Genomic DNA, 26168 nt, shown 5'->3' with positions numbered 1-26168 from the left:
CTGCAGGGGGGACCCTGTGGGAGAGTAGGACGCCGCCGAACAATCATTCACAGAGAACCCCCATCCGGGAAACCGGATGGGGGTTCTTTGCATTTCCGGATAATCTCAACAATCCGCTCGGGCTATGTCCACCCGCAGGTGGTGCTAGGACCACCTCGCAATTGGGGTGGCATGGCCAGTGCCTGGAGCGGGTCGTTCGTGAACACTTGTGGAGGACGATCGAGACCGGCATCAGGAGTTTCCGTGGCAACAGCGAGTCGAACGAGCGGCGTGACCGTGCGCGCGCAGGCCGAGGCGGCCGTCGCGTCGGGCGGCCAGGGGCTGGTGCGGCTGGCCCTCCTGGTGGTGGGCGCGGTGCCGGGGCTGGTGCTGCCGGTGGGAGCGGCGGTGGCGGCAGGTGGGGTCACGGCCTCGGTCTTCCAGGATTCCTACTACCCGGTGGTCCTGTTCGGCCTCGCGGTGGCGGCCGTCGCCGGCGCCCTGGTGGCGGTCCTGTTCGTGCGCCGGACGGCGAGCCGGACGCGCCAGCAGCTGGAGCGCTGGTACGGCATCCGCCTGCCGGCCGTGTACCAGCCCCGGCCCGCGTTGGAGCTGGACGAACGTGGGCATTGGTGGACGGGCTACTCGTACCACCGTTCCCGGACGGTCGCGAAGTACGCGCAACTGCTGCACTGGGGCGCCCGGGACCGGACCACCCGGTCGGAGGTGGCCTGGCTGGCCATCAGCCCCGTCCTGGTGGTGGCGCTGGCGGGTCCGGTGGCCATTCTGATGGTGCTGGGCGTGGCCTGCATCCTGACGCCGCTGCCTGTGGACGGGTTCGGGCCGGTGCCCGCGCGCCTGGTGTCGGTCCTGCTGAGCGCCGCGCTCGGGCTCGGCATGGTTGCGGTCGGGGTGCTCGTGGCGCCGTACGCGGTGCGCGGGTACGCCGAGGTGGCCCGCCGGGTACTGGACCAGGACGGCCGGGCGACGCACGCCCAGCTGACCAGGCGGGTGGCCGAGCTGACCGAGACCAGGGCGGACGCGGTCGGCGACCAGGCGGCGGAGCTGCGGCGGATCGAGCGGGACCTGCACGACGGCGCGCAGGCGCGACTGGTTGCGATAGGGATGACGCTGGGCACGATCGAGCACCTGATGGACACCGATCAGGCAGCAGCTCGGGAGTTGCTCTCCGAGGCGCGGCAGTCCTCGGCCCGGGCGCTCCAGGAACTGCGGGACCTCGTTCGCGGCATTCACCCACCGGTGCTCGCCGAGCGTGGACTGGGCGACGCCGTGCGCGCCTTGGCGCTGGACAGCGCCCTGCCGACCGAGGTGTGCGTGAGCCTGCCGGACCGTCCACCGGCGCCGGTGGAGGCGGCGGCCTACTTCAGCATCTGCGAGCTGCTGGCCAATGCGGCCAAGCACTCCGGGGCGGAGCAGGTGTGGGTGGACATCCTGTACCGGGCCGGGCTCCTGCGGATCACGGTGACGGACGACGGGGTGGGCGTGGCGGATCCGTCCCGGGGCACCGGCCTGCGCGGGATCGAGCGGCGATTGGGTACCTTCGACGGTGTCCTCGCCATCGACAGCACGTCGGGCGGTCCGACCACCATCACCTTGGAGCTGCCGTGCGAGTTGTCCTCGCCGAGGACCTCTACCTCCTTCGCGAAGGCCTGATCCGACTGCTGGAAGCGCACGGTTTCACCATCGCCGCGGCCGTGGAGACGGGCCCCGAACTGCTGGAGGCGTTGCTGACCCACCGGCCGGACGTGGCCGTGGTCGACGTCCGGCTGCCCCCGACGCTCACCGACGAGGGGCTGCAGGCGGCGCTGAAGGCCCGCAAGGAGATCCAGGGCCTGCCGGTGCTGGTGCTGTCGCAGCACGTCCAGCAGCTGTACGCGCGGGAACTGCTGGCCGACGGCACCGGCGGGATCGGATACCTGCTGAAGGACCGGGTGTTCAACGCCGACCAGTTCATCGACGCGGTCCGCCGGGTGGCGGCCGGCGGAACGGCGATGGACCCGGACGTGATCGCGAAGCTGATGCAGATCACCTCGCGTCGGCCCGGCCCGTTGCTGCGGCTGTCCCCGCGCGAGCGCGAGGTACTGGAGCTGATGGCCGAGGGCTGCTCCAACTCGGCGATCGCCGCCCGCCTGGCGGTCAGCGACGGCGCGGTGGCCAAGCACATCGCCAACATCTTCACCAAGCTCGAACTGGCCCCGGCCGAGGACGCCAACCGCCGGGTGCTCGCGGTGCTGACCTACCTCAACGGAACGGCCGGGCCGAAGGGCTGACGATCCGCCCGGTCCACGGCGGGCCGGTCGTCAGCCCCGGACGGTGACACGCCAGGCTGCGGAAACGCTGAAACAGGTGTACGAGTAAACTCCGGTGGGCCGAGCCCGGAGGTCGCTCAGCCGTCCGGCGCCCCGACAAGCGGGAACCGGCAGCCGAGGCAGCGTACGGCAGCAGCCGACATCCAGGGGTTGATAGACGTAATGGCACGCCCAACGCTCACCAAGGCCCATCGGGGCCTGCTCGGCCTGGTCGCGGCCGGCGCCTGCATCATTTCGGGCATCGGCTTCGCGGGCTCGTACAACGCGGTGCGCGAACTGGCCCAGGAGAAGGGCTTCGGGGCCTTCTCCTACGCCTTTCCGATCGGCGTCGACGCCGGCATCGTCGTGCTCCTCTCGCTCGACCTGGTACTGACCTGGCTGCGGATTCCCTTCCCGATGCTGCGGCAGACCGCCTGGGTGCTGACCGTCGCCACCATCGCCTTCAACGCGGCCGCCTCCTGGGGCGATCCACTTGGCATGGGGATGCACGCCGTCATCCCGGTGCTCTTCGTGGTCGTGGTCGAGGCCTCCCGGCACGCGGTCGGCCGAATCGCGGCGATCACGGCCGACCGGCACATGGACTCGGTCCGGGTGATGCGCTGGCTGCTCTCCCCGGTGCCGACCTTCAAGCTCTGGCGCCGGATGAAGCTCTGGGAGCTGCGCTCCTACGACGAGGTCGTCCGGCTGGAGCAGAACCGCCTGGTCTACCGGGCGCAGCTGCGCTTCCGGTACGGCCGCGGCTGGCGCCGCTCGGCGCCGATCCAGGCCCTGCTGCCGCTCAAGCTGGCCAAGTACGGGGTACCGCTGGACCCGACGCTGTTCGACCGTCTGGACGAGGAGGCGCGCGAGCGCGAGGCTCGGGAGGTTCTGGCGGAGAAGGAGGCGCTGGAGCTCCAGCGGCAGGACGGCCGCGCCGCCACGGCCATCGCCCAGGCCGAGGCCGCCGCGCCCGCGGCTCCCGTCGCCGCCGCCCCGGCTCCCGCTTCGGCCCGCCCGGAGCCGGTCCAGCAGCCGCAGCAGATACAGCAGGTCCAACCCCAGGCCCAGACCCAACCCCAGCCCGAACCGGCCCCGGCCCCGGCTCCGGTCGCCGTCGCGCCGATGTCCGCCGAGGTGGCCGCGCCGATGCTGGCGAAGCTGGCGGCCGTCCGGCTGCGCGCCGCGCAGGAGCCGGACGGAGTGGCGCAGGAGGCCCCGCAGCCGCACCGCGAGGAGCTGAACGTGTGGACCGAGCGCCCGGTGCGCACCACGGGCCACCCGTCCGACGCCGCCCCCGGCGGGCGGGTGCCCGGCCAGGCCTCGCCGTGGTTCAAGCCCCCGCGCCCGGTCGCCGAGGAGCCGGTCCTCCCGCAGCAGCCCCAGGCCCAGGTCGCTCAGGCGGCGGGGCTCGCCGCCGAGCCGCAGCCCCGCCACCCCGGGCAGCCCGTCCCGGCCGGGCAGCCCGCTCAGGCCGAGCAGCCCGTCCACGGCGAGGAGTTCGTCGCGGCCGAGCAGTTCCCCGTCCACGACGAGGAGTCCGCGCCCCGCTCGGCTCCGTCCCGGCTGGATCCGGACCTGGCCTATGACGCCCTGGTCAGCTACATGGACAACCACGAGCACCAGCCCGACCCACAGCGCCTCGCCGAGTGGCTGACCAAGCAGTACGGCGTCACCGGCAACCGCCCGGACGGCTCGGTCCACCCCAAGGACGTCGCCGAGCTCTACCCGCAGCTGCGCGACCGCTACGCCGCCGCCGGGAGGGACTGACCCGGGCCGCCTCGGCCGGACGCTCCGTCGAATGCTCCTCCGCCCACCGCTCGGTCGGCCATTGACGCCCGGTCCGACCGGAGCTACCTTCGCCTCAACAAACTGTTGAAGTGCTGGTCCGGCGTGGAGGAGTGCGGATGTCGCAGGTCGAGGTCGACGGTAACGGACCGACGGGCGGGGCCTCCTTCTCCGCCGCCGCCCGCGCCGCCGTGGAGGCGCTGCTCGCCCCGGTCGACGCCGACCTGGCGCGCCGCTACCCCGGCGACACCGGGACCAGGCAGCCGGTGCACACCGTCTACGTCCCGGCCGACGCCTTCGCCGCCGACACCGTAAGGGAGTGGGGCCGCCAGGCCCTGGAGGCCTTCGACACCCACGCCGGCACCCCCGCCGAGCTGGCCCGTGCCCTCGGCGTGGCCGACGACGAACTGCTCGCCGACGTGCACGCCCGGGTCCGCGCCAAGCTGGAGCGCGAGCCGGTCGAGGACCTGCGGATCGACTTCGAGGACGGCTACGGACCCCGCCCGGACGCCGAGGAGGACGCCGCCGCCGTTCGCGCCGCCGAACTGGTCGCCGCCGCCGTGGCCGAGGGCACCGCACCGCCGTACCTCGGCATCCGGATCAAGTGCATGGAGGCGGCCGTCCGCGACCGCGGCATCCGCACCCTGGAACTGTTCCTGGCCACCCTGCTGGCCGGCGGCGGCCTGCCGGACGGCCTGGTCCTCACCCTGCCCAAGGTGACCTACGCCGAGCAGGTCACCGCGCTGGTCCGGCTGCTGGAGGACTTCGAGCGCCGTGCCGGGCTGCCCGCCGGCCGGATCGGCTTCGAGATCCAGATCGAGACCACCCAGGCCATCCTCGGCCCGGACGGCCGGGCCACCGTGGCCCGGATGATCGAGGCGGCCGAGGGCCGCGCCACCGGGCTGCACTACGGCACCTTCGACTACAGCGCCTCCTGCGGCGTCAGCGCGGCCCACCAGAGCATGGACCACCCGGTCGCCGACCACGCGAAGGCGGTCATGCAGGTGGCCGCGGCCGGCACCGGGGTCCGGCTCTCCGACGGCTCGACCAACGTCATCCCGACCGGCTCCACCGAACAGGTGCACGCCGCCTGGAAGCTCCACCACGACCTGGTCCGCCGCTCGCTGGCCCGCGCCTACCACCAGGGCTGGGACATGCACCCGGCGCACCTGCCGACCCGCTACGTCGCGGTGTACTCCTTCTACCGCGAGGGCCTGGCGGCCGCCGCGGCCCGGCTGGCCGCGTACGTCGCCAAGGCGGGTGGCGACGTGATGGACGAGCCGGCCACCGCCCGGGCGCTCAGCGGCTACCTGCTGCGCGGCCTGGACTGCGGCGCCGTCGACCCGGCCGAGGTCACCGCGCTGACCGGCCTGGACCGCGCCCGGTTGGACGCCCTGGCCGGGCGCTGACCCCGTGACCGGCCGACGAAGCCCGGCCAGGGCCTGTGGCGTGTCTTGTGGGTCAGGCCGGGACCGACCTGACCCACAAGACACGCCCTAAGCTGGCGGTGCCGCCCCGGGACGCCCGGGGTGTGCGCCGCCAGCCGTCGCCGTTTCCGGGAGAACCACCGCGTCATGTCCGCCACGCCGGAACCGACCGCCAGGCCGTACCTCACCATCCGGCGGGCCGGCAGTCACGAGACCGAGATCAAGAAGTCCCGGTTCATCTGCCACCTCGCCCGGGTCGCCGACGAGGAGGAGGCGCAGGCCTTCATCGCCGGCATCCGCAAGCAGTACTGGGACGCGCGGCACAACTGCACCGCCTTCGTGGTCGGCGACGAGCAGCGCCGCGAGCGTTCCAGCGACGACGGCGAGCCCGGCGGCACCGCCGGGGTGCCGATGCTGGAGGTGCTGCGCCGACGCGGCCTGACCGACACCGCCGCCGTGGTGACCAGGTACTTCGGCGGCATCAAGCTCGGCGCGGGCGGCCTGGTGCGGGCGTACGGGAACGCGGTGTCCGAGGCGGTGGACGAGGTCGGTCTGCTGGAGCGGCGGCCGGTGGCGCTGCTCGCGGTGACGGCCGACCACGTGCGCGCGGGGCGGGTGGAGAACGACCTGCGGGCGGCCGGGTACACGGTCAGCGACCTGGCCTACGAACCGGCCGGGGTGCGGATCGAGGTGGGCGTACCGCAGCCGGAGGTGCCGGCCTTCCACGCCTGGCTGGCCGAGGCGACCGGCGGTACCGCCGTCGCGGTCCCGGCCGGCCGGACGTACGTCGAGGTGCCGGTCTGATGCCGGAGCAGACGGGCGGCGGCGCTTTCGGCCACCTATTCGGCCAGATCGCGGCCGATCCGTTTCGGAGCCTTGCGGGGCGTGCCTAGCCTGGTCCGGTCGTCGAGCAGGAAGCCGCCCCGAGATGCCCGTCGTCCAGACCGTCACCCTGCCGCCGGGGGCCAGCACCGGCTGGCACTACCACCCGGGCCGGGTGGACGTGGTGGTGCTGTCCGGGACGCTGACCCGGACCCTGCACGACGGCCGGGTCGAGGTCAGCCGGGCCGGGGACTCGCTGGTCGAGGAGGCCGGACCGGTCCACGTCCACGTGGGGCGCAACCTCGGGGACGAGCCCGTGGTGCTGATCGCGAGCTACGCCGCCCCGGCCGGTTGCGCGTTGGCGGTGCCGGTCGCGGAGCCCGAGTGGAGTCGCAGCGGTGCCCGGCCCGCCGAGGCCTGACCCGCCGATGTCCGAGCAGGGCCGCTCCGGTGCTGTCGCTCGTCGCCCGTCGCCTGTCGCCCGCCGCCCGGCGATGAGGGCGGGTCGGACCGGGAGCCGCGCCACGCGGTGCGCGGCTTGAGCAGATTCACCCGAACGTATTGACGTGGCCCGGAGTTGGAACTTCCGCTCCGGGCCGTGGCGTTTCCTGGGCAAGGATCCGGCCGAACCGGACGAATAACCCATCGATGGAGGACACCAGACCCCACCCCGCACCACGGAGGTATGCGCATGACCTCAGACCGCTTTTCGTCGCCCGCCGGCGCCGACCTGACCGGCCCCGCGACGCCCTACCGGATGACCGTCACCACCACCCTCCCGCACCGCGAGGCCGTCGCCCTGGCTGACGAGCAGCTCGCCGCCTGGCTGAAACAGGAAGGCTGCGAGGAGCCCCCGCCGGCTCCCCGCGCCCTCACCGGGCCGCCCCCGGCCGGATCGGCCTCGACGGGGACGGCTCCAAGCCGACCGGAACCGCCCGAACTGACGCCCCCTGGACTGACGACGTCCGGACCGGCGCAGTCCCGATCGGCCCCCGCCGCCGAGCGACTGCGCCTGGGCGACCGCGTCCTGCTCGACCGAGACCGGGGCCCGCTGCGCGGCGGCCCGGCCGCCGGCCGCTACGACCGCCGACGCCTGCGCACCCCGACCCCGCACGGCACCCAGCAGCTCACCCTGACCGTGGCCACCGGGGCCGACGGCCCCACCTGGGTCCGGCTGGAGGCCGAGACGCACAGCACCGGCAACGGCGTGCGGACCCCCTGCCGGGTGCCGGTGCCCGAACTCGCCCGCACCCTCCTGCCGCTGCTCGACGCCACCGACGGCCCGGCCGCCGTCCACCCGGCTCCCCGGGTGATCACCGCCGGCGAGGTCGACGGCCTGATCGACGAGCTCTGCGACCCGGAGCGCCGGCTGCCCGTCGTGGTCGCCAGCGTCCCGGTGTACCTCCCGCTCGACCGCTGGGTCGAGGACGTCGTCCGCCCGCTCTGCCACCAGCTGCCCGGCCTGGCCACCGCCTACGTCCTGGACCCGGGCGCCCGGACGGGGTTCAACGTCGCGCTGGAGTACCACAGCGTCTACGGCGGAGCGGTGCGCACCTACCTGCCCGAGGTCGACCCCGCCTCCCGGTGCGACGGCGCCCGGCACCCGGTGCTCGCCCGGGGGCGAATAGAGCAGGACATCCGCCGTGCGGCCGGGCTGCTCGCCCGCGAGCCGCGCCGGCTCGCCGCCGACCTGCCGCTGCCGCCCCCGCTGGCGGCCGTCCCGGTGCTGCGGGTCGCCCCGGCGCCTCCCCGCGCGGCCGTCAGCCCGGCTGGGGACCCGGCCGTCGCCCGCGCCGAGCTGGCCGCGCTGGTCCGGGAGGAGCAGCAGGACCGGGCCGAGCAGCAGGCCAGGGCCGACGAGCTGGAGCGGGTCCGGCGCACCCTGCGCCACGAGCGCCGGGACAACCGCGTGGGTCGGGAGAACCGGGACAAGCAGGACGGCCGCGAGGGTCATGAGGGCCGCGACCGTCCGGAGCTCCGCGAGCGCCACGACGGTCGGGACAGCCGGGACGGCCACGTACGGGCCGGCTCCCGCGCCCTCACCGGGCGCCACTGCATCCTCCAGGGCGCCGCCGGGCACTTCGCCGCCAAGCCGTCCGCCCGGCCCGCGAAGCCGGAGACCTTCACCGAACTCATGGCCAGGATCGACGAGTTCCCGCTGCTGACCTTCACCGGTGACCAGAAGAACGCGCTCGCCCTGGACGGGCTCCGGTGCTCCGGCGCGGGCTGGGCCCGGCTCGCCTGGGACGGGCTGACCGCCCTTCAGGAGTACGCCGAGGCGGCGGTCCGCGGCGCGGCCGGCGGCGACTTCAAACAGTGGTGCGAGCACACCCCGGAGGGCTGCCACCACTTCCCGCCCCGCAAGGCGGTGCGCGGGGAGTCCCGGACGGTGTTCAGTCACACCAAGTGGAAGCGCGAACGGATGCTGCCCGTCCCGGAGAGCGTGGACGCCTCCCGGCGCGCCTTCATGGGCGCACACCTGCGGATCGGCGGCGGCCGTACCGCGCCCCGGCTGCACTACCTCGACGACTGCTCGGGCAGTGGCCGGATCTATGTCGGCTACATCGGCCTGCACCTGACCAACACCCGGACCAACTGAGAGGCTGGGCTGACCACTGCCGCCCGTTCGGTGGACAATGTCCGGCAGGGGCGGGCCGCAGGGTCGCCGGCCGCCCCGGGCAGGCGCCGGACGAGCATGGGGGAACGACGACCGATGCAGCACTCAGCAGACGGCCAGCCCGACGGCACCGCCACCGTCCAGTTCCCCCGGCCGGGCTTCCTCGCCTCGGTCTTCAGAGAGCTCAACACCGACCAGGGGCAGGGCCTGGACCCGGACGCCGCTGGCCCCGGCCCGGCCGCCCCCGGTACGTCCGGTGACGTCATGCCCGATGACGGTGCGTCCGGTGGTGACGTGTCCGATGACGGCACGTCCGGTGGTGCGGCGTCCGGCGACGGCCCGGCCGAGCCCGAGGAGTCCATCGCCGCCCACGGCCGGGCCGCCGCCCTGACCCACCACCGCACGCTCACCGTCCAGGCCGAGCACGACCGGCTGGCCGACCTGCTCCGGCGGGCCGCACTGCCCGTCTCGGCCATGGACTTCGAGAGCCAGCTGCGCCACTACGAGCCCCGCCCCTACCCGGCCGACGGGCCGGAGACCGGCAGTGAGGCCGAGCCCCGCTGGGCGGACTTCGCGCCCGCCGGGCCGGCCACCGCCGACCCCGACGGCGCCCCGGCCCGCCGCCTGCTCGACTCCGGCTACCAGCGCGAACTCGCCCAGGCCCGGCTGGCCCACCAGCGTTCCCTGCGCGAGTGGCGCACCCGCCGGGCCGAGGCCGGCAACCCAGCCGCCGACGAGTCCCGGCGCGTCCACGAGGCGGCCGAGGAGGCCCGGGCCCGCGCCGTGCGGGAATACAACGAGAGCCTGGAGGAGTGCCGGCGGGCCTACCGGCTGTCCGAGCCGGCCGCCGTGGAGTCTCTGCTGGAGCGGGCGCTCGCCGCCGCCGAGACCGCCACCCAGGACCTGCCCGCCCCCTGCCGGGCGGTCTTCCGCCCGCTCACCCGCACCGCCGTGCTGGACCTCGACCTGCCGCCGCTCGACCTGGTGCCCTCGCTCACCGGCTACCGGCTCGCCCCGGACGGCGACATCGTCCCGGTCCCGCGCCCGCCGGCGGACCGGGCCACCGACTATCTGCGCCTGGTCGCCCGGCTCGCCCTGCGCGCCCTCCAGGCCGCCGACGCCGTCGACACCGACGAGATACTCGCGGGCGTCGTGCTCAACGGCTGGCTGCGCGAGCCCGGCGCCGCCGAGCCGCTCTGCCTGGTCAGCGTGGACGCCGACCGCGACGCACTGGCCCGCACCCGGCTGCTGCCGCCCGCCACCCCGTACGAGGAGCGCGACGACGAAGGCGTCTACGCCGACGCCGAGCAGGACGAGGCGCTCGTCCGGCTGCGCCAGCTCGGCGCCGCCGTCACCCCGGACCCGTACGGCCGCGTGGGCGTGCAGCCCGCCGCGCAGGCGGGTGCCGCCGTACCGGCCGCACCCGATCTGTCCGCGAACGAGTTCGCCCAGCTGGTGCGCGACCTGCTCACCCGCGGCGGGCTCGCCGAGTGGAGCGTGCGGCTGCGCGGCCCGGCCGGACTGGTCGCCACCGGCGAGGGGGCCCCGGGCAGCGCTCTGCCCGGCCGCTGGGTGGTCTGGGCCTCCCGGGGCGCCACGCCGGTCAGCGCGGAGGAGATCGCCACCCTGGCCGAGGCCGTTCAGGAGGAGTCCGCCGAGCGCGGCCTGCGGCTGACCACCGGCCGCTTCGCCGACGAGGCCCTCGACCTCACCGGCGAGGAGAGCCACCGGCACATCCACCTGGTCGACGGCGACGGCGTGAGCGAACTCGCCCGCACCCACCTCGGCCTGCCCCTCGCCGCCGGCCGCTGACCCCACCTCCGGTCCCCGCCCCCACCCTCGTCCTCGTCCCCGTCCCCGTCTTCGCAGCTCACCCCGACGGACCGCCCGGCGGGCGCGCCCCCGCACCCGACCCGAGGCTGGGGAACGGGCACCGGCGGAGCAGCGGCACCCCGGGCGATCACCGTCGAACGGTCGTCCGATACGGTCGGCGGTCGGCCCGGCCACGGGCGGACCCCAGGGGGAGAGGAATGGGCAGAGCGCCCGGCAGACCACACGGCGGCACCCGCCGGCGCCCGCACGGCGGATCGACCCACCCGGAGGCGGCCCGGTGACCGCCGTCCTGGTCGCCGCCGGGGCGTTCCTGATGACCCTGATCGGCGGCTTCGTCGCCCAGCGAACCGGTGACCGCCGCCACCTCGTGCTCGGCTTCGCCGCCGGCCTCATGCTCGGCGTGGTCGCCTTCGACCTGCTGCCCGAGGCCATGCGCCAGGCACCGGACGAGGTACACGGTGTGCCGCAGGCGCTGCTGATGTTCGCGGTCGGCTTCCTCACCATCCACGTGGTCGAACGCGCGGTCGCCATCCACCGCGGCCACGAGAGCGAGTACGCCGAGCACACCCACGGCCACCAGCACGCGCACGCCCACCACGCCGGGCGCCAGGGCGTCGGCCTGACCGCCGCGCTGGCCCTGGTCGGGCACAGCGTGATGGACGGCTTCGCGATCGGCGCCGCCTTCCAGGCCGGCACCACGGTCGGAACGGTCGTCGCCATCGCCGTCGTCGCCCACGACTTCGCCGACGGCTTCAACACGTACACGATCACCCGGCTCTACGGGAACAACCGGCGGCGGGCGCTGGCGCTGCTCGCGGCGGACGCGCTGGCCCCGGTGTCCGGCGCCGCGATCACCCTGGCCTTCACCATCCCCGAGCACCTGCTCGGCCTCTACCTCGGCTTCTTCTCCGGGTTCCTGCTCTACCTGGCCACCTCCGACATCCTCCCGGAGGCACACAGCCCGCACCCCTCCCGCAGCACCCTGCTCTGCACCGTCGCCGGGGTGGGGTTCATGTGGCTGGTGATCGGCCTCGCCAACTAGGCCTGGCTCGGCAGGGCCAGGGCAGGACGGGACGGGGCCTGACGCGGCGGACCGCCCGGCGCCGCCGACCGCTCCCGCATCACCGCGCCGCGCCCGGGGGCGCCGTCCGCGGTGGTGGACCGGCTGCGAGGAAGCGGGCCTCGGCGGCGCGCAGCACTCGTAGCAGCACTTCCTGCTCGTCGGGACTGACCTCGCCGAAGTACTCCTGGGCCACCTCGTGCCGGACCTGCCCGATCCGTTCGACCGCTGCGCGGCCCGCCTCGGTCAGCAGGATCCGGACCGCCCGCCGGTCGGCCGGGTCGGGCCTGCGCTCGACCAGGCCGGCCTCCTCCAGCGCGTCGACCACGGTGGTCGCCGAGCGCGGGGCGATGTGCAGCCGCTCGGCCAGGTCGCTCAGCCGCATCGGGTGGTCCGGCAGCTCGCAGCCGGGCGCGTGGGCCAGGGTGTTCAGCGCCCGGGCCTGGCCGGGGGTGATGCCGTACGGCTCCAACTGCCGCCCGGTCTGCCGACGGATCCGCTTGATCGCCCTGGTCATCGTGTCGGCCAGCTCGGCGGCGGTGTCCGAGGCGGTGGCGTCTGAGGCGGTGGTGTCCGAAGCCGTGGTGCCCGAGCCTGCGGTGTCCGAGCCTGCGGTGTCCGAGGCGGCCGCCTCGGCAGGGGCGCCGGGCGGGCCGGGGGAGGGGTCCGCCGGGTCGGTCGGCGTGGTGGTCATCGGCGGTCTCCTCGGCAGGCGTCCGCCCCAGGGTATCGGCCGGTCCGGGGCCGGTGGCCGACAGCGGACGGCGCCCGGAGAAAAATGTTGAGCTTGGCTCAGTATCTGGGTTAGCGTAGCCCCAACTGAGGGGACCCTAAGTTCCCTCCCCGGATCCTGGAGGGCCCGTGCCCCGCTCCGAAGCCCGCGTCACCACCGACCGCCCCGTCCGCTACGCCAAGCAGCTCGCCGCCCACATGGGCCGCAAGATCGAGGCCACCTTCTCCGAGGAGACCGGCCGCGGCACCCTGGTCTTCGGCGCCGGCACCGCCACCCTGGAAGCCCGGCCCGACGCGCTGCTGCTCACCGTCGAGGGCGAGCGGGAGAACCTGCCCGGCCTGGAGGACGTCGTCGGCCGCCACCTCGTCCGCTTCGGCGCCCGCGACGAACTCGTCATCGAATGGCACCGCGACAACGGCGAGACCGGCCTCGTTCACCGCAACGACGACCCCGAGGCCTGACCGCCGCCCCCGCCGCCCGGCCGGGGCAGTCGCCGGGCCAGCCCCCACAGCACCAGGGCGGCCAGGCACCAGCTGGCCACCACGTCCAGCAGCCAGTGGAAGTCGCTCCACACCAGCCCCGCGCCGACGCCCACCGCCAGCAGCACCGCGGCCGCCGTCAGCAGGCGCGCCGCCCACGGTCCCGCCACCCGCACCAGCAGCAGCGCCGCCACCCCGTACGAGAGCGACGCGGTGGCAGTGTGCCCGGACGGGTACCAGCCCCACTGTTCCGGCGTCAGCGGATCACCGAGCGGGCCCGGCCGGGCGAACGCGGCCTTGGCCGGCACCACCAGCAGCGGGATCAGTCCGGCGGTCAGCGCCGCCACCGGCAGCGGCAGCCACCAGCGCCCCGCCGCCCCCGTCCGGCGCCACCGCCACGCGGCCAGCACGCCGGCCGCCAGCAGCACCGGGATCGCGGGCACGCTGTCGCCCAGGTCGGACAGGATCCGGCCCAGTTGGTCCAGCAGTGCGCTGGGGTGGTCCCGGTGGGCGGTCCGGACGGCTCCGCGGACCGCGCGGTCCCATCCGAGCAGCGGGCCGTCCACCGCCACCTGCCACGACACCAGCAGCAGGACGACCGCCGCCGTCAGCGGCACGGCCACCGAGCGGGCCACCCGGCCCGGAACGCCGGACAGCCGCCCCGGAGCAGGGGGGAGAGCTCCGGGGCGGCTCTGATGATCGCCGTTCCGTGCGCCCCGGGGGGTGTGGGTCGGACGGTCGGTCGATCGGTCTTCGGTGGGTGCCACCCCTCCCGGGGCGGCCTGGTCGTCCTCGCGGCACGCATGCGGACCCGCCGTCGGGGGCGACCCCGCAGGCGGCTCCGCCCATGGCTGCGGCTCGCTGTCCATCTGCGATGACACTACGTCAACAGCCTTTCCGCGCCGAGCGCCTTCAGCGATTCCCCACATCATCTTCACCCCGCTCCGGGCGGCCCTCCGGGAGCCCCGACGACCTGGCCCGACCGGGCGGCGGGTCCGTCCGACCGGCCGGTGACAACCGAACGGCCCGCGAGGACCAGAGGTCCCCACGGGCCGTTCAGCGCTGTCCGGACAACCCTCCGGAGGGGGTTCACGACCTGACGGGCGACACCGCTCAGACGGCGGCGAAAGCGCCCTCCAGGATGTCCAGGCCCTCGGCCAGGAGGTGCTCCGCGATGACCAGCGGCGGCAGGAAGCGCAGCACGTTGCCGTAGGTGCCGGCGGTCAGCACCACCAGGCCCTCGGCGTGGCAGGCCTTCGCGATGGCCGCGGTGGCCTCCGCGTTCGGCTCCTTGCCGCCCGGCTTCACCAGCTCGACGGCGATCATCGCGCCGCGGCCGCGGACCTCGCCGATGATGTCGAACTTCTCCTGCATCGCCCGCAGGCGGCCCAGCATGATCTCGCCGATCCGCTGCGCCTTGCCGTTGAGGTCCTGCTCCTTCATCGTCTCGATGGCGCCCAGCGCGGCCGCACAGGCCACCGGGTTGCCGCCGTAGGTGCCGCCCAGACCGCCCGCGTGCGCGGCGTCCATGATCTCGGCGCGACCGGTCACCGCCGCCAGCGGCAGACCGCCGGCGATGCCCTTCGCGGTGGTGATCAGGTCCGGGACGATGCCCTCGTCCTCACAGGCGAACCACTGGCCGGTACGGCAGAAACCGGTCTGGATCTCGTCCGCGACGAACACGATGCCGTTCGCCTTCGCGTACTCCACGATCGCCGGCAGGAAGCCCTTGGCCGGCTCGATGAAGCCGCCCTCGCCCTGGATCGGCTCGATGATGATCGCGGCGACGTTCTCGGCGCCGATCTGCTTGTTGATGACCTCGATCGCCTGCGCGGCGGCCTCGGCGGCGCAGTTCTCCGCACCCGTCAGCCAGCGGTACGGGTAGGCCACCGGCACCCGGTAGATCTCCGGGGCGAACGGGCCGAAGCCCTGCTTGTACGGCATGTTCTTCGCCGTCAGGCCCATGGTCAGGTTCGTACGGCCGTGGTAGCCGTGGTCGAACACCACGACGGCGGTGCGCTTGGTGTAGGCGCGGGCCACCTTCACCGCGTTCTCGACCGCCTCGGCGCCCGAGTTGAACAGCGCGGTGCGCTTGTCGTGGTCACCCGGGGTCAGCTCGTTCAGCTGCTCGGCGACCGCCACGTAACCCTCGTACGGGGTCACCATGAAACAGGTGTGGGTGAAGGCGGCCAGCTGCTCGCTCGCCTTCGCCACCACGGCCTCGGCGCTGTTGCCGACGTTCGTCACGGCGATGCCGGAGCCGAAGTCGATCAGCGAGTTGCCGTCCACGTCCTCCAGCACGCCGCCGTTGGCACGGGACACGTACACCGGCAGGGTGGTGCCGACACCGGCCGCCACCGCACCCAGCTTGCGGGCCTGCAGCTCCTGCGACTTCGGACCGGGGATCGCGGTGACCAGGCGGCGCTCCTGCGGGAGCGGCGTTGCGGCGCTCATGGTGTTCTCCAGACTTCTCGGCTCGGTGCTTCGCAGGCTACGGCCGCCCTCCCCGGCCGGGCATGCGCCACTCGGTAGCACTGAGCCGTCCGACTTGTCCGGCACGGCCAGCGCGGGTGGTGCGACTACCAGCAGGCCCCGCTCCACTACATTGAGCGCGGGCGTGTCGCCGGTACGGCGGCATGGGTATGGCGGCACCGACGGCGATCGGGCCGGGCGGGCGAGGGAGCGGGGCCGTACATGGCGCACGACGGGGCACACCACCACACCGATCGGACCACCACCAGACCCCCGGCCCCCATGCCGCACCAGCGGCCCGGCACCCGCACCGACGGGGCCCCCGCCTTCGACCTCCCCACCTGGGCCGCGGCCCCGCGCCCGGAAGCCGAACCCGGCGTCTACCGGCTGGGCTACCGCCCGATCGACCCGGAGCGGGCGGAGGCGGCCCAGGTCGCGGCCTGGCCGTTGCTCCTGCGGGCGGGACTCAACGCGGTGGTGGGGTGGTTCGCCTATCTCTACGGCACGCAGCTTCTGATGTACGTGCTCGTGTGGTTCGGCGGACAGGCCGGCATCGGCCCGCTCGCGTCGCCGTCCGAGTCCGAGGCCATGTTCACGCTGTTGGTGGTCAACGCGCTCGTGATCGGCGTCGTCATCAAGCTCTTCGGCCGGATGGGCCGTTGGCCCGAGGTGTGGCGGCGGTACGTGTCGCCGTTGCTGTCGCGGGCGGTGACGCAGGAGCAGCCCGCGGAGGAGGGCGTGGCGGTGGCCCAGGTGGTGCGGCGGCTGGACCCGTGGGGCGGGCTGCGGCAGGGCGGGGCGGCCGAGGCGGCGGGGCGGCTGGAGCGGGAGGCGGTCGGGGACGTCGACTACGTGCGGATCCAGCGGGCGTGGGAGTCGGCGCAGGCGGATCCGGCGTTCGTGCCGGCCTTCGTCGAGCAGGTGGTGGCGCGCGGTGGGGCGGCCTTCGCGCACCCTTCGGAGTCGCGGGAGCTGGCGGACCGGGGTGAGCGGCACGATCTGCTGCTGGGCCAGGTCTGCCTCGGGACCGCCCAGGACGTGCCGAAGAACCCGCTGAGTCATCGGGCGGCCGGTTTCGCGCTGGATCCGGCGCTGCTGGGCACGTCGCTGCTGGCGGTGGGTCCGGCGGGGACGGGGAAGACGGCGCGGCTGGCGCGGCCGGTGGCGGAGGCGCTGTGTCTGCAGGCGCTGGCCGGCACCGCGTGCGTGGTGGTGGTGGGGGCGGCGGACGCGGATCTCGGCCCGGACGCCTGGTACGACGTGGTGATCGCGCCCGGTGATCCGGCGTCGGTGTACGGGCTGGACCTCTACGGTGCGGCGCAGGATCCGGACGAGGCGGCCGCCCGGTTGGCCGAGGCGCTGCTGCCGGACGAGTTGACGGCGCGCGCGGAGAACGCCCGGACGGCGCTGCAGCAGGTGGTGGGCCCGTTCCACGCCGCGTACGCCCGCTATCCGGGGGTGCGGGAGCTGCGGGCGCTGCTGGCCGGTGAGCCGGACGTGCTGGCGGCCCTGGTGAAGGCGCTCGGGGTGGCGGGCCGGCTGGCCGTGTACGAGCGGGACCTGGAGCACCGGGAGCGTCAGCGCGGCCGGGCGGACGATCCCGGGGCGCTGCTGGCGGACCGGCTGGCGCTGCTGGACCGGCCGGCCTTCGAGGGCGCCTTCGCGACGGACGGCACCGGGCGGCCCCCGTTCGCGATGCGGGTGCTGGACCATCCGTTGCGGGTGCGGGTGAAGCTGCCGGAGCGCAGCCATCCGGAGGCCGCGCGGATGCTGTCCCGGTTGGTGGTGGGGCAGTTCGTGCAGGCGGCGGGGGCCCGTACGGACCGTTCGCTGTTCGCCGGCCTGGTGGTGGACGACGCCTCGGCGGCGCTGGACGCGACCGCCGTGCGCGGGGTGCAGCGGATGCGGGGGGCGAACGCGGGCGCGGTGCTGCTGCTGCGCACGCTGGTGGATCTGCCGGAGGCGCTGCGGGCGCCGTTGTTCGGCGCGGTCGGCTGCCGGATGGCGTTCCCGGGGATCGCGCCGTGGGACGGCCGGCTGTTCTCGGAGGCCTGGGGGACGCACCTGGTGCAGGAGACCGCGGTGACCCACACGCCCGACACCTCGGGCGGCGTGGTGCGGCGGGCCGGGCGGTTGGGGCGGCGGGCGTTGTCGGGGACGGCGGCGCAGACGGAGTCGGTGACGACGCGGGACGTGGAGCGCTTGCGCTGGTCGCCGTCGGATCTGGCGCACGCGCTGCCGGCGGGGCACGCGGTGGTGTCGTTGACCGCGGTGTCGGGGGAGCAGGTGCCGCCGTTGCTGGTGGATCTTCGGGGCTGACGGGGCGAGGGGCGGAAGCTCGCCGTCACGGTGGATTCGGCAGTGCCGGTTGTCCGGAGCGTCCATAATGAGGGGGAGAGACTCTCACTTGTCCCATTGCCCTCTCCTCGCCCGGCCGCAACGGCGCGGTCAGGTCGATCCCCCGAAGGTGCCATGCCCCCCACACTCGCCTCCGTTGTCCGCAACAGTTCGCTCCATCTGACGGTCCTCGCCGGCGCGGACCACCTGGAGCGGCCGGTCCGCTGGGTGCACACCAGCGAGCTGGACGACCCGACGCCGTTCCTGGAGGGTGGCGAGCTGCTGCTCACCACCGGGATCAAGCTGGGCCGTACGGCGGCCCAGTTGCAGGCGTACGTGCACCGGCTGGCCGATGCCGGGGTGGTGGGGCTGGGCCTGGGGGTGGGGCTGTCGCACACGGAGGTGCCGCAGCCGCTGGTGGACGCGGCCGCGCAGCGGGGGCTGCCGCTGCTGCGGGTGCCGGAGCCGACGCCGTTCATCGCGATCAGCAAGGTGGTGTCCGCGGCGCTGGCCGCGGAGCAGTACGAGGCGGTGACGACCTCCTTCGAGGCGCAGGAGGAGCTGACCCGGGCCGCGCTGGGCAAGGACGGTACGACGGCGGTGGTGCGCCGGCTGGCGGCCCGGCTGGGCGGCTGGGCGGCGCTGTACGACGGCTCGGGGGCGCTGTCGGTGGTGGCGCCGGACTGGGCGGCGCGCCGGGCGGGGCGGCTGGCGGCGGAGGTGGACCGGCTGCGCCGGCGTCCGGCGCCGTCGAGCGCCGCGTTGCAGGGGCGGGCGCCGGGGATCGACACGGCGGACGAGGACTACGTGGTGGTCCAGTCGCTGGGGGCGGACCGGCGGGCCCGGGGCTTCCTGGCGGTGGGCACCGAGGACCGGATCACCCCGACCGAGCGGTACGTGCTGAACGCGGCGGTGGCGCTGCTGACCCTGACGCTGGAGCGCTCGCGCGAGCTGCGCCAGGCCGAGGAGCGGATGGGCGCGGCGCTGCTGCGGATGGTGCTGGCGGGCGAGGTGGCGACGGCCCGCCAGGTGGCGGTGGGGCTGTTCGGCGGTATGCCGGAGGGGACGATACGGGTTCTGGTGGCCGGGGCCGGGCCGAACGCGGAGGCCGCGGAGGCGCTCGGGGAGCTGGGGGACCGGGCCGAGCAGGCGGGTGCCCGGGTGGGCGAGAAGCTGCTGGTGGCGCGGGAGGACGGCGCGCACGGGGCGCGGCTGATGGTGCTGGCGCTGGACAACGGGGCGGTGCACCGGGCCTGTCTGGGTGCGGTGGAGGAGCACGAGGGCCTGTCGCTGGGCGTGTCGGCGCCGGCCGCGCTGGAGGACGCGGGGACGGCGCACGCGCAGGCCGAGCGGGCGCTGGCGGTGGCGCTGCGCGGTGGCCGGCGGTCGGTGGACCACGAGGAGGTCGGTGCGGGGTCGCTGCTGCCGCTGCTCGGCGAGGACGCGGTGACGGCGTTCGCCGAGGGGCTGCTGCGGCCGCTGCGCGAGCACGACCGGACGGCCCGCGGCGATCTGGTGGCCTCGCTGCGGGCGTGGCTGTCCCGGCACGGGCAGTGGGACGCGGCGGCGGCCGATCTCGGGGTGCACCGGCACACGCTGCGCTACCGGATGCGGCGGGTCGAGGAGCTGCTGGGGCGTTCGCTGGACGACACCGACGTGCGGATGGAGCTGTGGCTGGCGTTGCGCTCCGGCGAGGAGTAGGTCGCACCCGAGCCGCACCGAGCCGGGCCGCACCGAGCCGCACCGGACCGGGCCCCGTCCGGGCTCAGCCCGGGAGGCCCTGGACGGGATGGAGCAGCGTCGGGGGCGAACGCTCCGAGTCGGCCAATCCGGTCGGTGCGCCGCCCCACCTACCCTCGGGTTCGGGTCCCACACCCGTGGGCCCGATGACGACGAGGAGAGGGCCGGTACCACGGTGACCACCACGTACGATTTCTGGCTGGCCGGCCGACGGGCGAGCGGCGACGCCGACTTCGAGGTGCACAACAGCTGGGACGGCCGTCTGGTCGGCAAGGTGAGCATCCCGACCGAGGCCCAGGTCGAGGAGGCGCTGGACGCCGCCGTCGCCGCGCTGCCGGTGTTCGCCGCCACCCCGGCGCACGTCCGCTCGGCCGCGCTGGACCACGTGGCCAAGCGCCTGGCCGAGCGCACCGAGGAGCTCGCCCAGCTGATCACCGCGGAGAACGGCAAGCCGATCAAGTGGGCCCGTGGTGAGGTCGGCCGCGCGGTGTCGGTCTTCCGCTGGGCGGCCGAGGAGGCCCGCCGGACCAACGGCGAGACGATGCGGCTGGACACCGACCCGGGCGGCGTGGGCCGTTTCGCGGTGGTGCGCCGCTTCCCGCGCGGTGTGGTGCTGGGGATCGCCCCGTTCAACTTCCCGCTGAACCTGGTCGCCCACAAGGTCGCCCCGGCGATCGCGGTCGGTGCCCCGATCATCCTGAAGCCGGCCCCGGCGACGCCGCTGTCGGCGATGGTGCTGGGCGAGATCCTGGCCGAGACCGACCTGCCGGCCGGTTCGTGGAGCATCCTGACGGTGCCGAACGACCGGATGCCGGCGCTGGTGCAGGACGAGCGCCTGCCGGTGATCTCGTTCACCGGTTCGGACAAGGTCGGCTACCAGATCATGGACTCGGTGCCGCGCAAGCACTGCACCCTGGAGCTGGGCGGCAACGCCGCGGCCGTGGTGCTCGCCGACTGGTCCTCGGAGGCCGACCTGGACTGGGCGGCCACCCGGATCGCGATGTTCGCCAACTACCAGGGCGGCCAGTCCTGCATCTCGGTGCAGCGGGTGATCGCCGACGCGTCGGTGTACGACGCGCTGGTGGAGAAGGTCGTGGCCAAGGTCAAGGACCAGGTCACCGGTGACCCGAACGACGACGCGACGGACGTCGGCCCGCTGGTGGACGAGAACGCCGCGAAGCGGGTGGAGTCCTGGGTGGACGACGCGGTCGCCAAGGGCGCCAAGGTGCTCGCCGGCGGGGGCCGCGAGGGTGCGACCTACGCGCCGACCGTGCTGGCCGAGCTGCCCGCGGACGCGATCCTGGCCAAGGCCGAGGTGTTCGGCCCGGTCCTGTCGCTGCACCGGGTGGACGGCGTGGACGAGGCCTTCGCGGCCGTCAACGACTCGGCGTTCGGCCTTCAGGCGGGCGTGTTCACGCACGACCTGCAGACCGCCTTCCGCGCCCACCGGGAGCTGGAGGTCGGCGGTGTGATCATCGGCGACGCGCCGTCCTACCGCGCCGACCAGATGCCGTACGGCGGCGTCAAGGACTCCGGCGTCGGCCGTGAGGGCGTCCGGTACGCGATGGACGACTACACGGTCGAGAAGGTCCTGGTCCTCAGCGGCCTCGACCTCTGAGCGAACCCGTGAGTGAGGGGCCCGGTCCGGTGACCGGGCCCTTCGCCCGTTCCGGGGCCCGGTCGGCTCAGTCGTCGTGTCCGCCCGTGTCAGCCGTTGTGTCCGCCCGCGACGGAGACGGCCTCCTCGACCGCGGTGTCGCCGGCGACCAGCTCCAGCGTCTGCCCGGTCGTGCCCGGTGCGCGCAGCAGCGCGGCGAGGACGGCGGCGACGTCGGCCCGGTCCACGGCGCCGCGCGCGACCGAGGAGGCGAGCCGGACCAGGCCGGTGCCGGGGCCGTCGGTGAGGCGGCCGGGGCGCAGCACCGTCCAGTCCAGGGCCGTGCGGGCCCGGACGGCGTCGTCGGCGGCGCCCTTGGCCCGCAGATAGGTCTCGAAGACCTCGTCGGCGGGGTGCTGGGCGTGGGCGTCGGCGCCCATCGAGGAGACCATCAGGTAGCGCCGGACGCCCGCGAGTTCGGCGGCGTCGGCGAGCAGCACGGCGGCGTCGCGGTCGACGGTGTTCTTGCGGGCGGCGCCGCTGCCCGGTCCGGCGCCGGCGGCGAAGACGACCGCGTCGGCGCCGGCGAGCAGTTCGGCGAGTCGCGGGGCGGTGGCGGACTCCAGGTCGAGCAGCAGCGGTTCCGCGCCGGCGTCGGTGAGGTCCCGGGCCTGTTCGGGGCGGCGGATGATCCCGGCGGGCTGCTCGCCGCGCGCGGCGAGCAGCCGTTCGAGTTTCAGCGCGATCTGTCCGTGGCCCCCGGCGATGACGGTACGCATGGCTCCGACGGTAGCCCGGGGCGCGGACCGGCGTCCTGTCGGGAGGCGTCCTGCGCGGGGCCCCGGGCAGGACACAATGGGCGCATGACTTCGCTCGCCCACCCGCAGCTGCGGTTCACGCCCACCGTGCAGGACCCTTCCGGCCCCCGGGAGCTGGTGATCCTCGGTTCGACCGGGTCGATCGGCACCCAGGCCATCGACGTGGTGCTCCGCAACCCGGACCGGTTCCGGGTGGTCGCCCTGTCGGCGGCCGGCGGCCGGGTGGAGCTGCTCGCCGAGCAGGCGCTGCGGCTGGGCGTGCACACGGTGGCGGTGGCGAACCCGGCGGCCGAGCCGGCGCTGCGCGCGGCGCTGGCGGCGAAGGCGGCGGGCGCTGCGCTGCCGGCGGTGCTGGCGGGGCCGGACGCGGCGACCGAGCTGGCCGCGATGGAGTGCCACTCGGTGCTGAACGGCATCACCGGGTCGATCGGGTTGCGGCCGACGCTGGCCGCGCTGAGGGCGGGCCGGGTGCTGGTGCTGGCCAACAAGGAGTCGCTGATCGTCGGCGGCCCGCTGGTGAAGGCGGTGGCGCGGCCGGGGCAGATCGTGCCGGTGGACTCCGAGCACGCGGCGCTGTTCCAGGCGCTGGCGGGCGGTACCCGGGCCGAGGTCCGCAAGCTGGTGGTGACGGCCAGTGGCGGTCCGTTCCGCAACCGGACGCGTGAGCAGCTGGCCGGGGTGACGCCGCAGGACGCGCTGGCGCACCCGACCTGGGCGATGGGCCCGGTGGTCACGATCAACTCGGCGACCCTGGTGAACAAGGGCCTGGAGGTGATCGAGGCGCACCTGCTGTACGACGTGCCCTTCGACCGGATCGAGGTCGTGGTCCATCCGCAGTCGGTGGTGCACTCGATGGTGGAGTTCACCGACGGTTCGACGCTGGCGCAGGCCAGCCCGCCGGACATGCGGATGCCGATCGCGCTGGGTCTGGGCTGGCCGGAGCGGGTGCCGGACGCCGCCCCCGGCTGCGACTGGACCAAGGCCGCGACCTGGGAGTTCTTCCCGCTGGACGACGAGGCCTTCCCGGCGGTGGAGCTGGCCCGCGAGGTGGGCACCCTGGGCGGTACCGCGCCGGCGGTCTTCAACGCGGCCAACGAGGAGTGCGTGGAGGCGTTCCTGAAGGGGCGCCTCGCTTTCACGGGAATCGTGGACACTGTTGCCAAGGTCGTCGCCGAGCACGGCACGCCCGTGCCGGGAACTTCCCTGACGGTCGAGGACGTCCTGCACGCGGAGGACTGGGCCCGCGCCCGGGCCCGCGAGCTGGCGGCGGGTTGACGGCGGCGGGCTGACGGCGGCGGGTTGACGGCGTGGGCCGTTTCCGGCCGGGTGTACCCGTACCGGGTGTCCGGCCGGGCGTGACTGCGGTAAGACAAGACGACGAGCGGAGCGGCATGACGGAGGGCCAGCGGTGGCAATGGTTTTGACGGTGGTCGGCATCCTGGTCTTCGCGGTCGGGTTGCTCGTCTCGATCGCCTGGCACGAGCTCGGCCACCTCTCGACGGCCAAGCTGTTCGGCATCCGGGTGCCGCAGTACATGGTCGGCTTCGGCCCGACCGTCTGGTCGCGGAAGAAGGGCGAGACCGAGTACGGCTTCAAGGCGATCCCGCTGGGCGGCTACATCCGGATGATCGGGATGTTCCCGCCGGGTGCGGACGGCCGGATCACCAAGCGCAGCAGTTCCCCCTGGCGCACCATGATCGAGGACGCCCGGGAGGCCTCCTACGAGGAGCTCCAGGAGGGCGACGAGCACCGGCTGTTCTACACCCGCAAGCCGTGGAAGCGCGTCATCGTCATGTTCGCCGGGCCGTTCATGAACCTGGTCCTGGCCTTCGGCCTGTTCCTGACGGTCCTGATGGGCTTCGGCGTCTCGACGGCGGTGCCGACCATCGGCTCGGTCGCCCAGTGCGTGGTCAAGGCCGGTTCGCCGACCGACGTGTGCCCCGCGGACGCGCCCAAGACCCCCGCCAACGAGGTGGGGCTGCGGCAGGGGGACAAGGTCCTCTCCTTCGGCGGGGACCGGATCCGCGACTACGACCAGCTCCAGGCGGACATCCGGAAGTCGGCCGGCCAGCAGGTCGAGATCCTGGTCGACCGGGGCGGGCAGCAACTCGTCCTCAAGCCCGTCATCGCCGTCAACGACGTGCAGAAGTACGACGGCAACGGCGTGCCGCTCAAGGGCCAGACCGTGCAGGCCGGCTTCCTCGGCTTCACCCCCAAGCAGGGGGTCGTCCAGCAGAGCTTCGGGCAGTCGCTGGACCGGATGGTCGGCATGGCCGAGAACGGGGTGAAGTCGCTGGCCGCGCTGCCGGGCAAGATCCCCGGTCTGTGGAACGCCGTGGTCGGGGACTCCCCGCGTGACCCGGACTCGCCGATCGGCATGGTCGGCGCCGCCCGGGTCAGCGGTGAACTGGTGAGCATGGACCTGCCCGCCAGCCAGCGGGTGGCGATGTTCGTCAACCTGCTGGCCGGGATCAACCTCTCGCTCTTCCTGTTCAACATGCTGCCGCTGCTCCCACTGGACGGCGGCCACATCGCGGGCGCGGTGTGGGAATCGGTCCGCCGCCGATTCGCTCAGCTGTTCAAGCGGCCCGATCCCGGGCCCTTCGACGTCGCCAAGCTGATGCCGGTGGCGTACGTCGTGGCCAGCGTCTTCATCGGCTTCACCCTGCTGGTGATGGTCGCCGACCTGGTGAACCCGGTGAAGATCAGCTAGAGCGTTCGGGTACGGCGGGTGTGCTGGGGTCCGGCGCCGTGCCGTACCGTGGAGGCCGGGTGCGCGATCGAGGCGCGCCCGGCCTCGGCCGTCCCACTGGCCGGGCGGTCGACCACACCTCAACCCCGGGGAACCCTGCGCACATGACCGCGATCTCGCTCGGTATTCCGTCCCTGCCGCTCAAGCCGCTCGCCAAGCGCCGTGTATCCCGGCAGATCATGGTCGGCAACGTACCGGTCGGCGGTGACGCTCCCGTCTCGGTGCAGTCGATGACCACCACCGTGACCTCGGACATCAACGCCACGCTGCAGCAGATCGCTGAGCTCACCGCATCCGGGTGCCAGATCGTCCGGGTCGCCGTCCCCACCCAGGACGACGCCGACGCGCTGCCGATCATCGCCAAGAAGTCCCAGATCCCGGTGATCGCCGACATCCACTTCCAGCCGAAGTACGTCTTCGCCGCGATCGACGCCGGCTGCGCCGCGGTCCGCGTCAACCCGGGCAACATCAAGGCCTTCGACGACAAGGTCGGCGAGATCGCCAAGGCCGCCAGGGACGCCGGCGTGCCGATCCGGATCGGCGTCAACGCCGGCTCGCTCGACAAGCGCCTGCTGGAGAAGTATGGCCGCGCCACCCCCGAGGCCCTGGTCGAGTCCGCGCTCTGGGAGTGCTCGCTGTTCGAGGAGCACGACTTCCGCGACATCAAGATCTCGGTCAAGCACAACGACCCGGTCGTGATGATCAACGCCTACCGCCAGCTGGCCGCCGCCTGCGACTACCCGCTGCACCTCGGCGTCACCGAGGCCGGCCCCGCCTTCCAGGGCACCATCAAGTCCGCGGTCGCCTTCGGCGCGCTGCTCGCCGAGGGCATCGGCGACACCATCCGGGTCTCCCTCTCCGCCCCGCCGGCCGAGGAGATCAAGGTCGGCAACCAGATCCTGGAGTCGCTCGGCCTGCGCCAGCGCGGCCTGGAGATCGTCTCCTGCCCGTCCTGCGGCCGCGCCCAGGTCGACGTCTACAAGCTGGCCGAGGAGGTCACCGCCGGCCTGGAGGGCATGGAGGTGCCGCTGCGCGTCGCCGTCATGGGCTGCGTCGTGAACGGCCCGGGCGAGGCCCGCGAGGCCGACCTCGGCGTCGCCTCCGGCAACGGCAAGGGCCAGATCTTCGTCAAGGGCGAGGTCATCAAGACCGTCCCCGAGTCGAAGATCGTCGAGACCCTGATCGAGGAGGCGCTCAAGCTCGCCGAGCAGATGCAGGAGGCGGGCGTCGAGGCCGGTACGCCGACCGTCGTCGCGGCCGACTGACCACACAGGGTCCGCGCGGTGCGCCGCGCGCAGTCTTCCGGAAGCGGGGGGGGGGGGGTGTGGGGGGGGGGGGGGGGGGGGGGGGGGGGGGGGGGGGGGGGGGGGGGGGGGGGAGGGGTTGGGGGGGGGGGGGGGGGGGAGGC

Annotated in this window: 20 protein-coding genes; 16 read left to right on the top strand and 4 right to left on the bottom strand. The window is 74.1% G+C overall.

The features are described 5' to 3' along the window. The first annotated feature begins 243 nt into the window (after positions 1 to 243). The 9 genes from AC07BF_RS35595 (at position 244) to AC07BF_RS35555 (ending at position 11814) form a co-directional block, all read left to right on the top strand. A complete protein-coding gene (locus AC07BF_RS35595) occupies positions 244 to 1653 on the top strand; it encodes a sensor histidine kinase (RefSeq protein WP_363586499.1) in 1410 nt (469 codons plus the stop codon). Beyond that, the gene (locus AC07BF_RS35590) at positions 1605 to 2270 is read left to right on the top strand and encodes a response regulator transcription factor (protein WP_063347646.1); all 666 of its coding nucleotides are present in this window, start codon (positions 1605 to 1607) and stop codon (positions 2268 to 2270) included. Before AC07BF_RS35595 ends, AC07BF_RS35590 begins: the two co-directional genes overlap by 49 nt. Before the next feature lie 201 nt (positions 2271 to 2471). Beyond that, positions 2472 to 4055 carry a DUF2637 domain-containing protein gene (locus tag AC07BF_RS35585; RefSeq protein WP_363632040.1) on the top strand — a complete coding sequence of 528 codons (1584 nt, stop codon included), beginning with the start codon at positions 2472 to 2474 and terminating at the stop codon, positions 4053 to 4055. A gap of 137 nt (positions 4056 to 4192) precedes the next feature. Beyond that, entirely contained in the window at positions 4193 to 5482 is a 1290-nt protein-coding gene (locus AC07BF_RS35580; protein ID WP_363632041.1) for a DUF6986 family protein, read from the top strand. A 165-nt stretch (positions 5483 to 5647) separates the two neighbouring features. Further along, complete coding sequence (locus AC07BF_RS35575) at positions 5648 to 6304, top strand: YigZ family protein (protein ID WP_363586502.1); 657 nt, start codon at positions 5648 to 5650, stop codon at positions 6302 to 6304. Positions 6305 to 6428: 124 nt separating this feature from the next. Beyond that, positions 6429 to 6743, top strand: coding sequence for a cupin domain-containing protein (locus AC07BF_RS35570; RefSeq protein ID WP_363586503.1), 315 nt, complete (start codon positions 6429 to 6431; stop codon positions 6741 to 6743). Positions 6744 to 7013: 270 nt separating this feature from the next. After that, a complete protein-coding gene (locus tag AC07BF_RS35565) occupies positions 7014 to 8921 on the top strand; it encodes a hypothetical protein (protein ID WP_400989470.1) in 1908 nt (635 codons plus the stop codon). 114 nt (positions 8922 to 9035) lie between these two features. Then, positions 9036 to 10751, top strand: a complete 1716-nt coding sequence (locus tag AC07BF_RS35560) for a restriction endonuclease (protein WP_400989468.1) — start codon at positions 9036 to 9038, stop codon at positions 10749 to 10751. A gap of 334 nt (positions 10752 to 11085) precedes the next feature. Further along, positions 11086 to 11814: a ZIP family metal transporter gene (locus AC07BF_RS35555; protein WP_363586539.1), complete on the top strand. Its 729-nt coding sequence runs from the start codon at positions 11086 to 11088 to the stop codon at positions 11812 to 11814. A gap of 79 nt (positions 11815 to 11893) precedes the next feature. Here AC07BF_RS35555 and AC07BF_RS35550 read toward each other — a convergent pair whose 3' ends face one another. After that, positions 11894 to 12526: a MarR family winged helix-turn-helix transcriptional regulator gene (locus AC07BF_RS35550; protein ID WP_478334468.1), complete on the bottom strand. Its 633-nt coding sequence runs from the start codon at positions 12524 to 12526 to the stop codon at positions 11894 to 11896. Between the two features lie 167 nt (positions 12527 to 12693). Here AC07BF_RS35550 and AC07BF_RS35545 point away from each other — a divergent pair, with 167 nt between their 5' ends. After that, a complete protein-coding gene (locus AC07BF_RS35545) occupies positions 12694 to 13026 on the top strand; it encodes a DUF2218 domain-containing protein (RefSeq protein ID WP_363586507.1) in 333 nt (110 codons plus the stop codon). Here the strand turns inward: AC07BF_RS35545 and AC07BF_RS35540 are convergent. Continuing rightward, positions 12999 to 13667: a phosphatase PAP2 family protein gene (locus tag AC07BF_RS35540; RefSeq protein WP_478334467.1), complete on the bottom strand. Its 669-nt coding sequence runs from the start codon at positions 13665 to 13667 to the stop codon at positions 12999 to 13001. The two genes, AC07BF_RS35545 and AC07BF_RS35540, sit on opposite strands and share 28 nt — an antisense overlap. Before the next feature lie 490 nt (positions 13668 to 14157). Further along, positions 14158 to 15498, bottom strand: coding sequence for a 4-aminobutyrate--2-oxoglutarate transaminase (gabT, locus tag AC07BF_RS35535; RefSeq protein ID WP_363586509.1), 1341 nt, complete (start codon positions 15496 to 15498; stop codon positions 14158 to 14160). Positions 15499 to 15738: 240 nt separating this feature from the next. Here gabT and AC07BF_RS35530 point away from each other — a divergent pair, with 240 nt between their 5' ends. From AC07BF_RS35530 to AC07BF_RS35520, 3 genes are all read left to right on the top strand, one after another. Beyond that, on the top strand, positions 15739 to 17835 hold the full coding sequence (locus tag AC07BF_RS35530; protein ID WP_363586510.1) for an ATP-binding protein: 2097 nt from the start codon (positions 15739 to 15741) through the stop codon (positions 17833 to 17835). Between the two features lie 153 nt (positions 17836 to 17988). Further along, positions 17989 to 19554, top strand: coding sequence for a PucR family transcriptional regulator (locus AC07BF_RS35525; RefSeq protein ID WP_363586511.1), 1566 nt, complete (start codon positions 17989 to 17991; stop codon positions 19552 to 19554). A 214-nt stretch (positions 19555 to 19768) separates the two neighbouring features. Further along, positions 19769 to 21211: an aldehyde dehydrogenase family protein gene (locus tag AC07BF_RS35520; RefSeq protein ID WP_478334466.1), complete on the top strand. Its 1443-nt coding sequence runs from the start codon at positions 19769 to 19771 to the stop codon at positions 21209 to 21211. 89 nt (positions 21212 to 21300) lie between these two features. Here the strand turns inward: AC07BF_RS35520 and AC07BF_RS35515 are convergent, their stop codons facing one another. Then, positions 21301 to 21969 (bottom strand): NAD(P)-binding oxidoreductase, encoded by a 669-nt coding sequence (locus AC07BF_RS35515; protein WP_478334465.1) that lies wholly within the window; start codon positions 21967 to 21969, stop codon positions 21301 to 21303. An 84-nt stretch (positions 21970 to 22053) separates the two neighbouring features. Between AC07BF_RS35515 and dxr the strand changes: the two genes are divergently transcribed. The 3 genes from dxr (at position 22054) to ispG (ending at position 26025) form a co-directional block, all read left to right on the top strand. After that, positions 22054 to 23283: a 1-deoxy-D-xylulose-5-phosphate reductoisomerase gene (gene dxr, locus AC07BF_RS35510; protein ID WP_478334464.1), complete on the top strand. Its 1230-nt coding sequence runs from the start codon at positions 22054 to 22056 to the stop codon at positions 23281 to 23283. A gap of 133 nt (positions 23284 to 23416) precedes the next feature. Then, positions 23417 to 24721, top strand: a complete 1305-nt coding sequence (locus AC07BF_RS35505; protein WP_363586513.1) for a M50 family metallopeptidase — start codon at positions 23417 to 23419, stop codon at positions 24719 to 24721. Between the two features lie 143 nt (positions 24722 to 24864). Further along, positions 24865 to 26025 carry a flavodoxin-dependent (E)-4-hydroxy-3-methylbut-2-enyl-diphosphate synthase gene (gene ispG / locus AC07BF_RS35500; protein ID WP_363586514.1) on the top strand — a complete coding sequence of 387 codons (1161 nt, stop codon included), beginning with the start codon at positions 24865 to 24867 and terminating at the stop codon, positions 26023 to 26025. Positions 26026 to 26168: the final 143 nt, after the last annotated feature.

The organism is Kitasatospora sp. NPDC043950 (assembly GCF_056435345.1).
This window is presented reverse-complemented; position numbering and strand designations above follow the sequence as displayed.

Bases quoted from the DNA above. Each gene is read 5' to 3' on its own strand.
- AC07BF_RS35585 (WP_363632040.1), top strand. From the start codon at position 2,472: ATGGCACGCCCAACGCTCACCAAGGCCCATCGGGGCCTGCTCGGCCTG.
- AC07BF_RS35580 (WP_363632041.1), top strand. From the start codon at position 4,193: ATGTCGCAGGTCGAGGTCGACGGTAACGGACCGACGGGCGGGGCCTCC.
- AC07BF_RS35575 (WP_363586502.1), top strand. From the start codon at position 5,648: ATGTCCGCCACGCCGGAACCGACCGCCAGGCCGTACCTCACCATCCGG.
- AC07BF_RS35570 (WP_363586503.1), top strand. From the start codon at position 6,429: ATGCCCGTCGTCCAGACCGTCACCCTGCCGCCGGGGGCCAGCACCGGC.
- AC07BF_RS35565 (WP_400989470.1), top strand. From the start codon at position 7,014: ATGACCTCAGACCGCTTTTCGTCGCCCGCCGGCGCCGACCTGACCGGC.
- AC07BF_RS35560 (WP_400989468.1), top strand. From the start codon at position 9,036: ATGCAGCACTCAGCAGACGGCCAGCCCGACGGCACCGCCACCGTCCAG.
- AC07BF_RS35555 (WP_363586539.1), top strand. From the start codon at position 11,086: ATGACCCTGATCGGCGGCTTCGTCGCCCAGCGAACCGGTGACCGCCGC.
- AC07BF_RS35550 (WP_478334468.1), bottom strand. From the start codon at position 12,526: ATGACCACCACGCCGACCGACCCGGCGGACCCCTCCCCCGGCCCGCCC.
- gabT (WP_363586509.1), bottom strand. From the start codon at position 15,498: ATGAGCGCCGCAACGCCGCTCCCGCAGGAGCGCCGCCTGGTCACCGCG.
- AC07BF_RS35530 (WP_363586510.1), top strand. From the start codon at position 15,739: ATGGCGCACGACGGGGCACACCACCACACCGATCGGACCACCACCAGA.
- AC07BF_RS35525 (WP_363586511.1), top strand. From the start codon at position 17,989: ATGCCCCCCACACTCGCCTCCGTTGTCCGCAACAGTTCGCTCCATCTG.
- AC07BF_RS35515 (WP_478334465.1), bottom strand. From the start codon at position 21,969: ATGCGTACCGTCATCGCCGGGGGCCACGGACAGATCGCGCTGAAACTC.
- dxr (WP_478334464.1), top strand. From the start codon at position 22,054: ATGACTTCGCTCGCCCACCCGCAGCTGCGGTTCACGCCCACCGTGCAG.
- ispG (WP_363586514.1), top strand. From the start codon at position 24,865: ATGACCGCGATCTCGCTCGGTATTCCGTCCCTGCCGCTCAAGCCGCTC.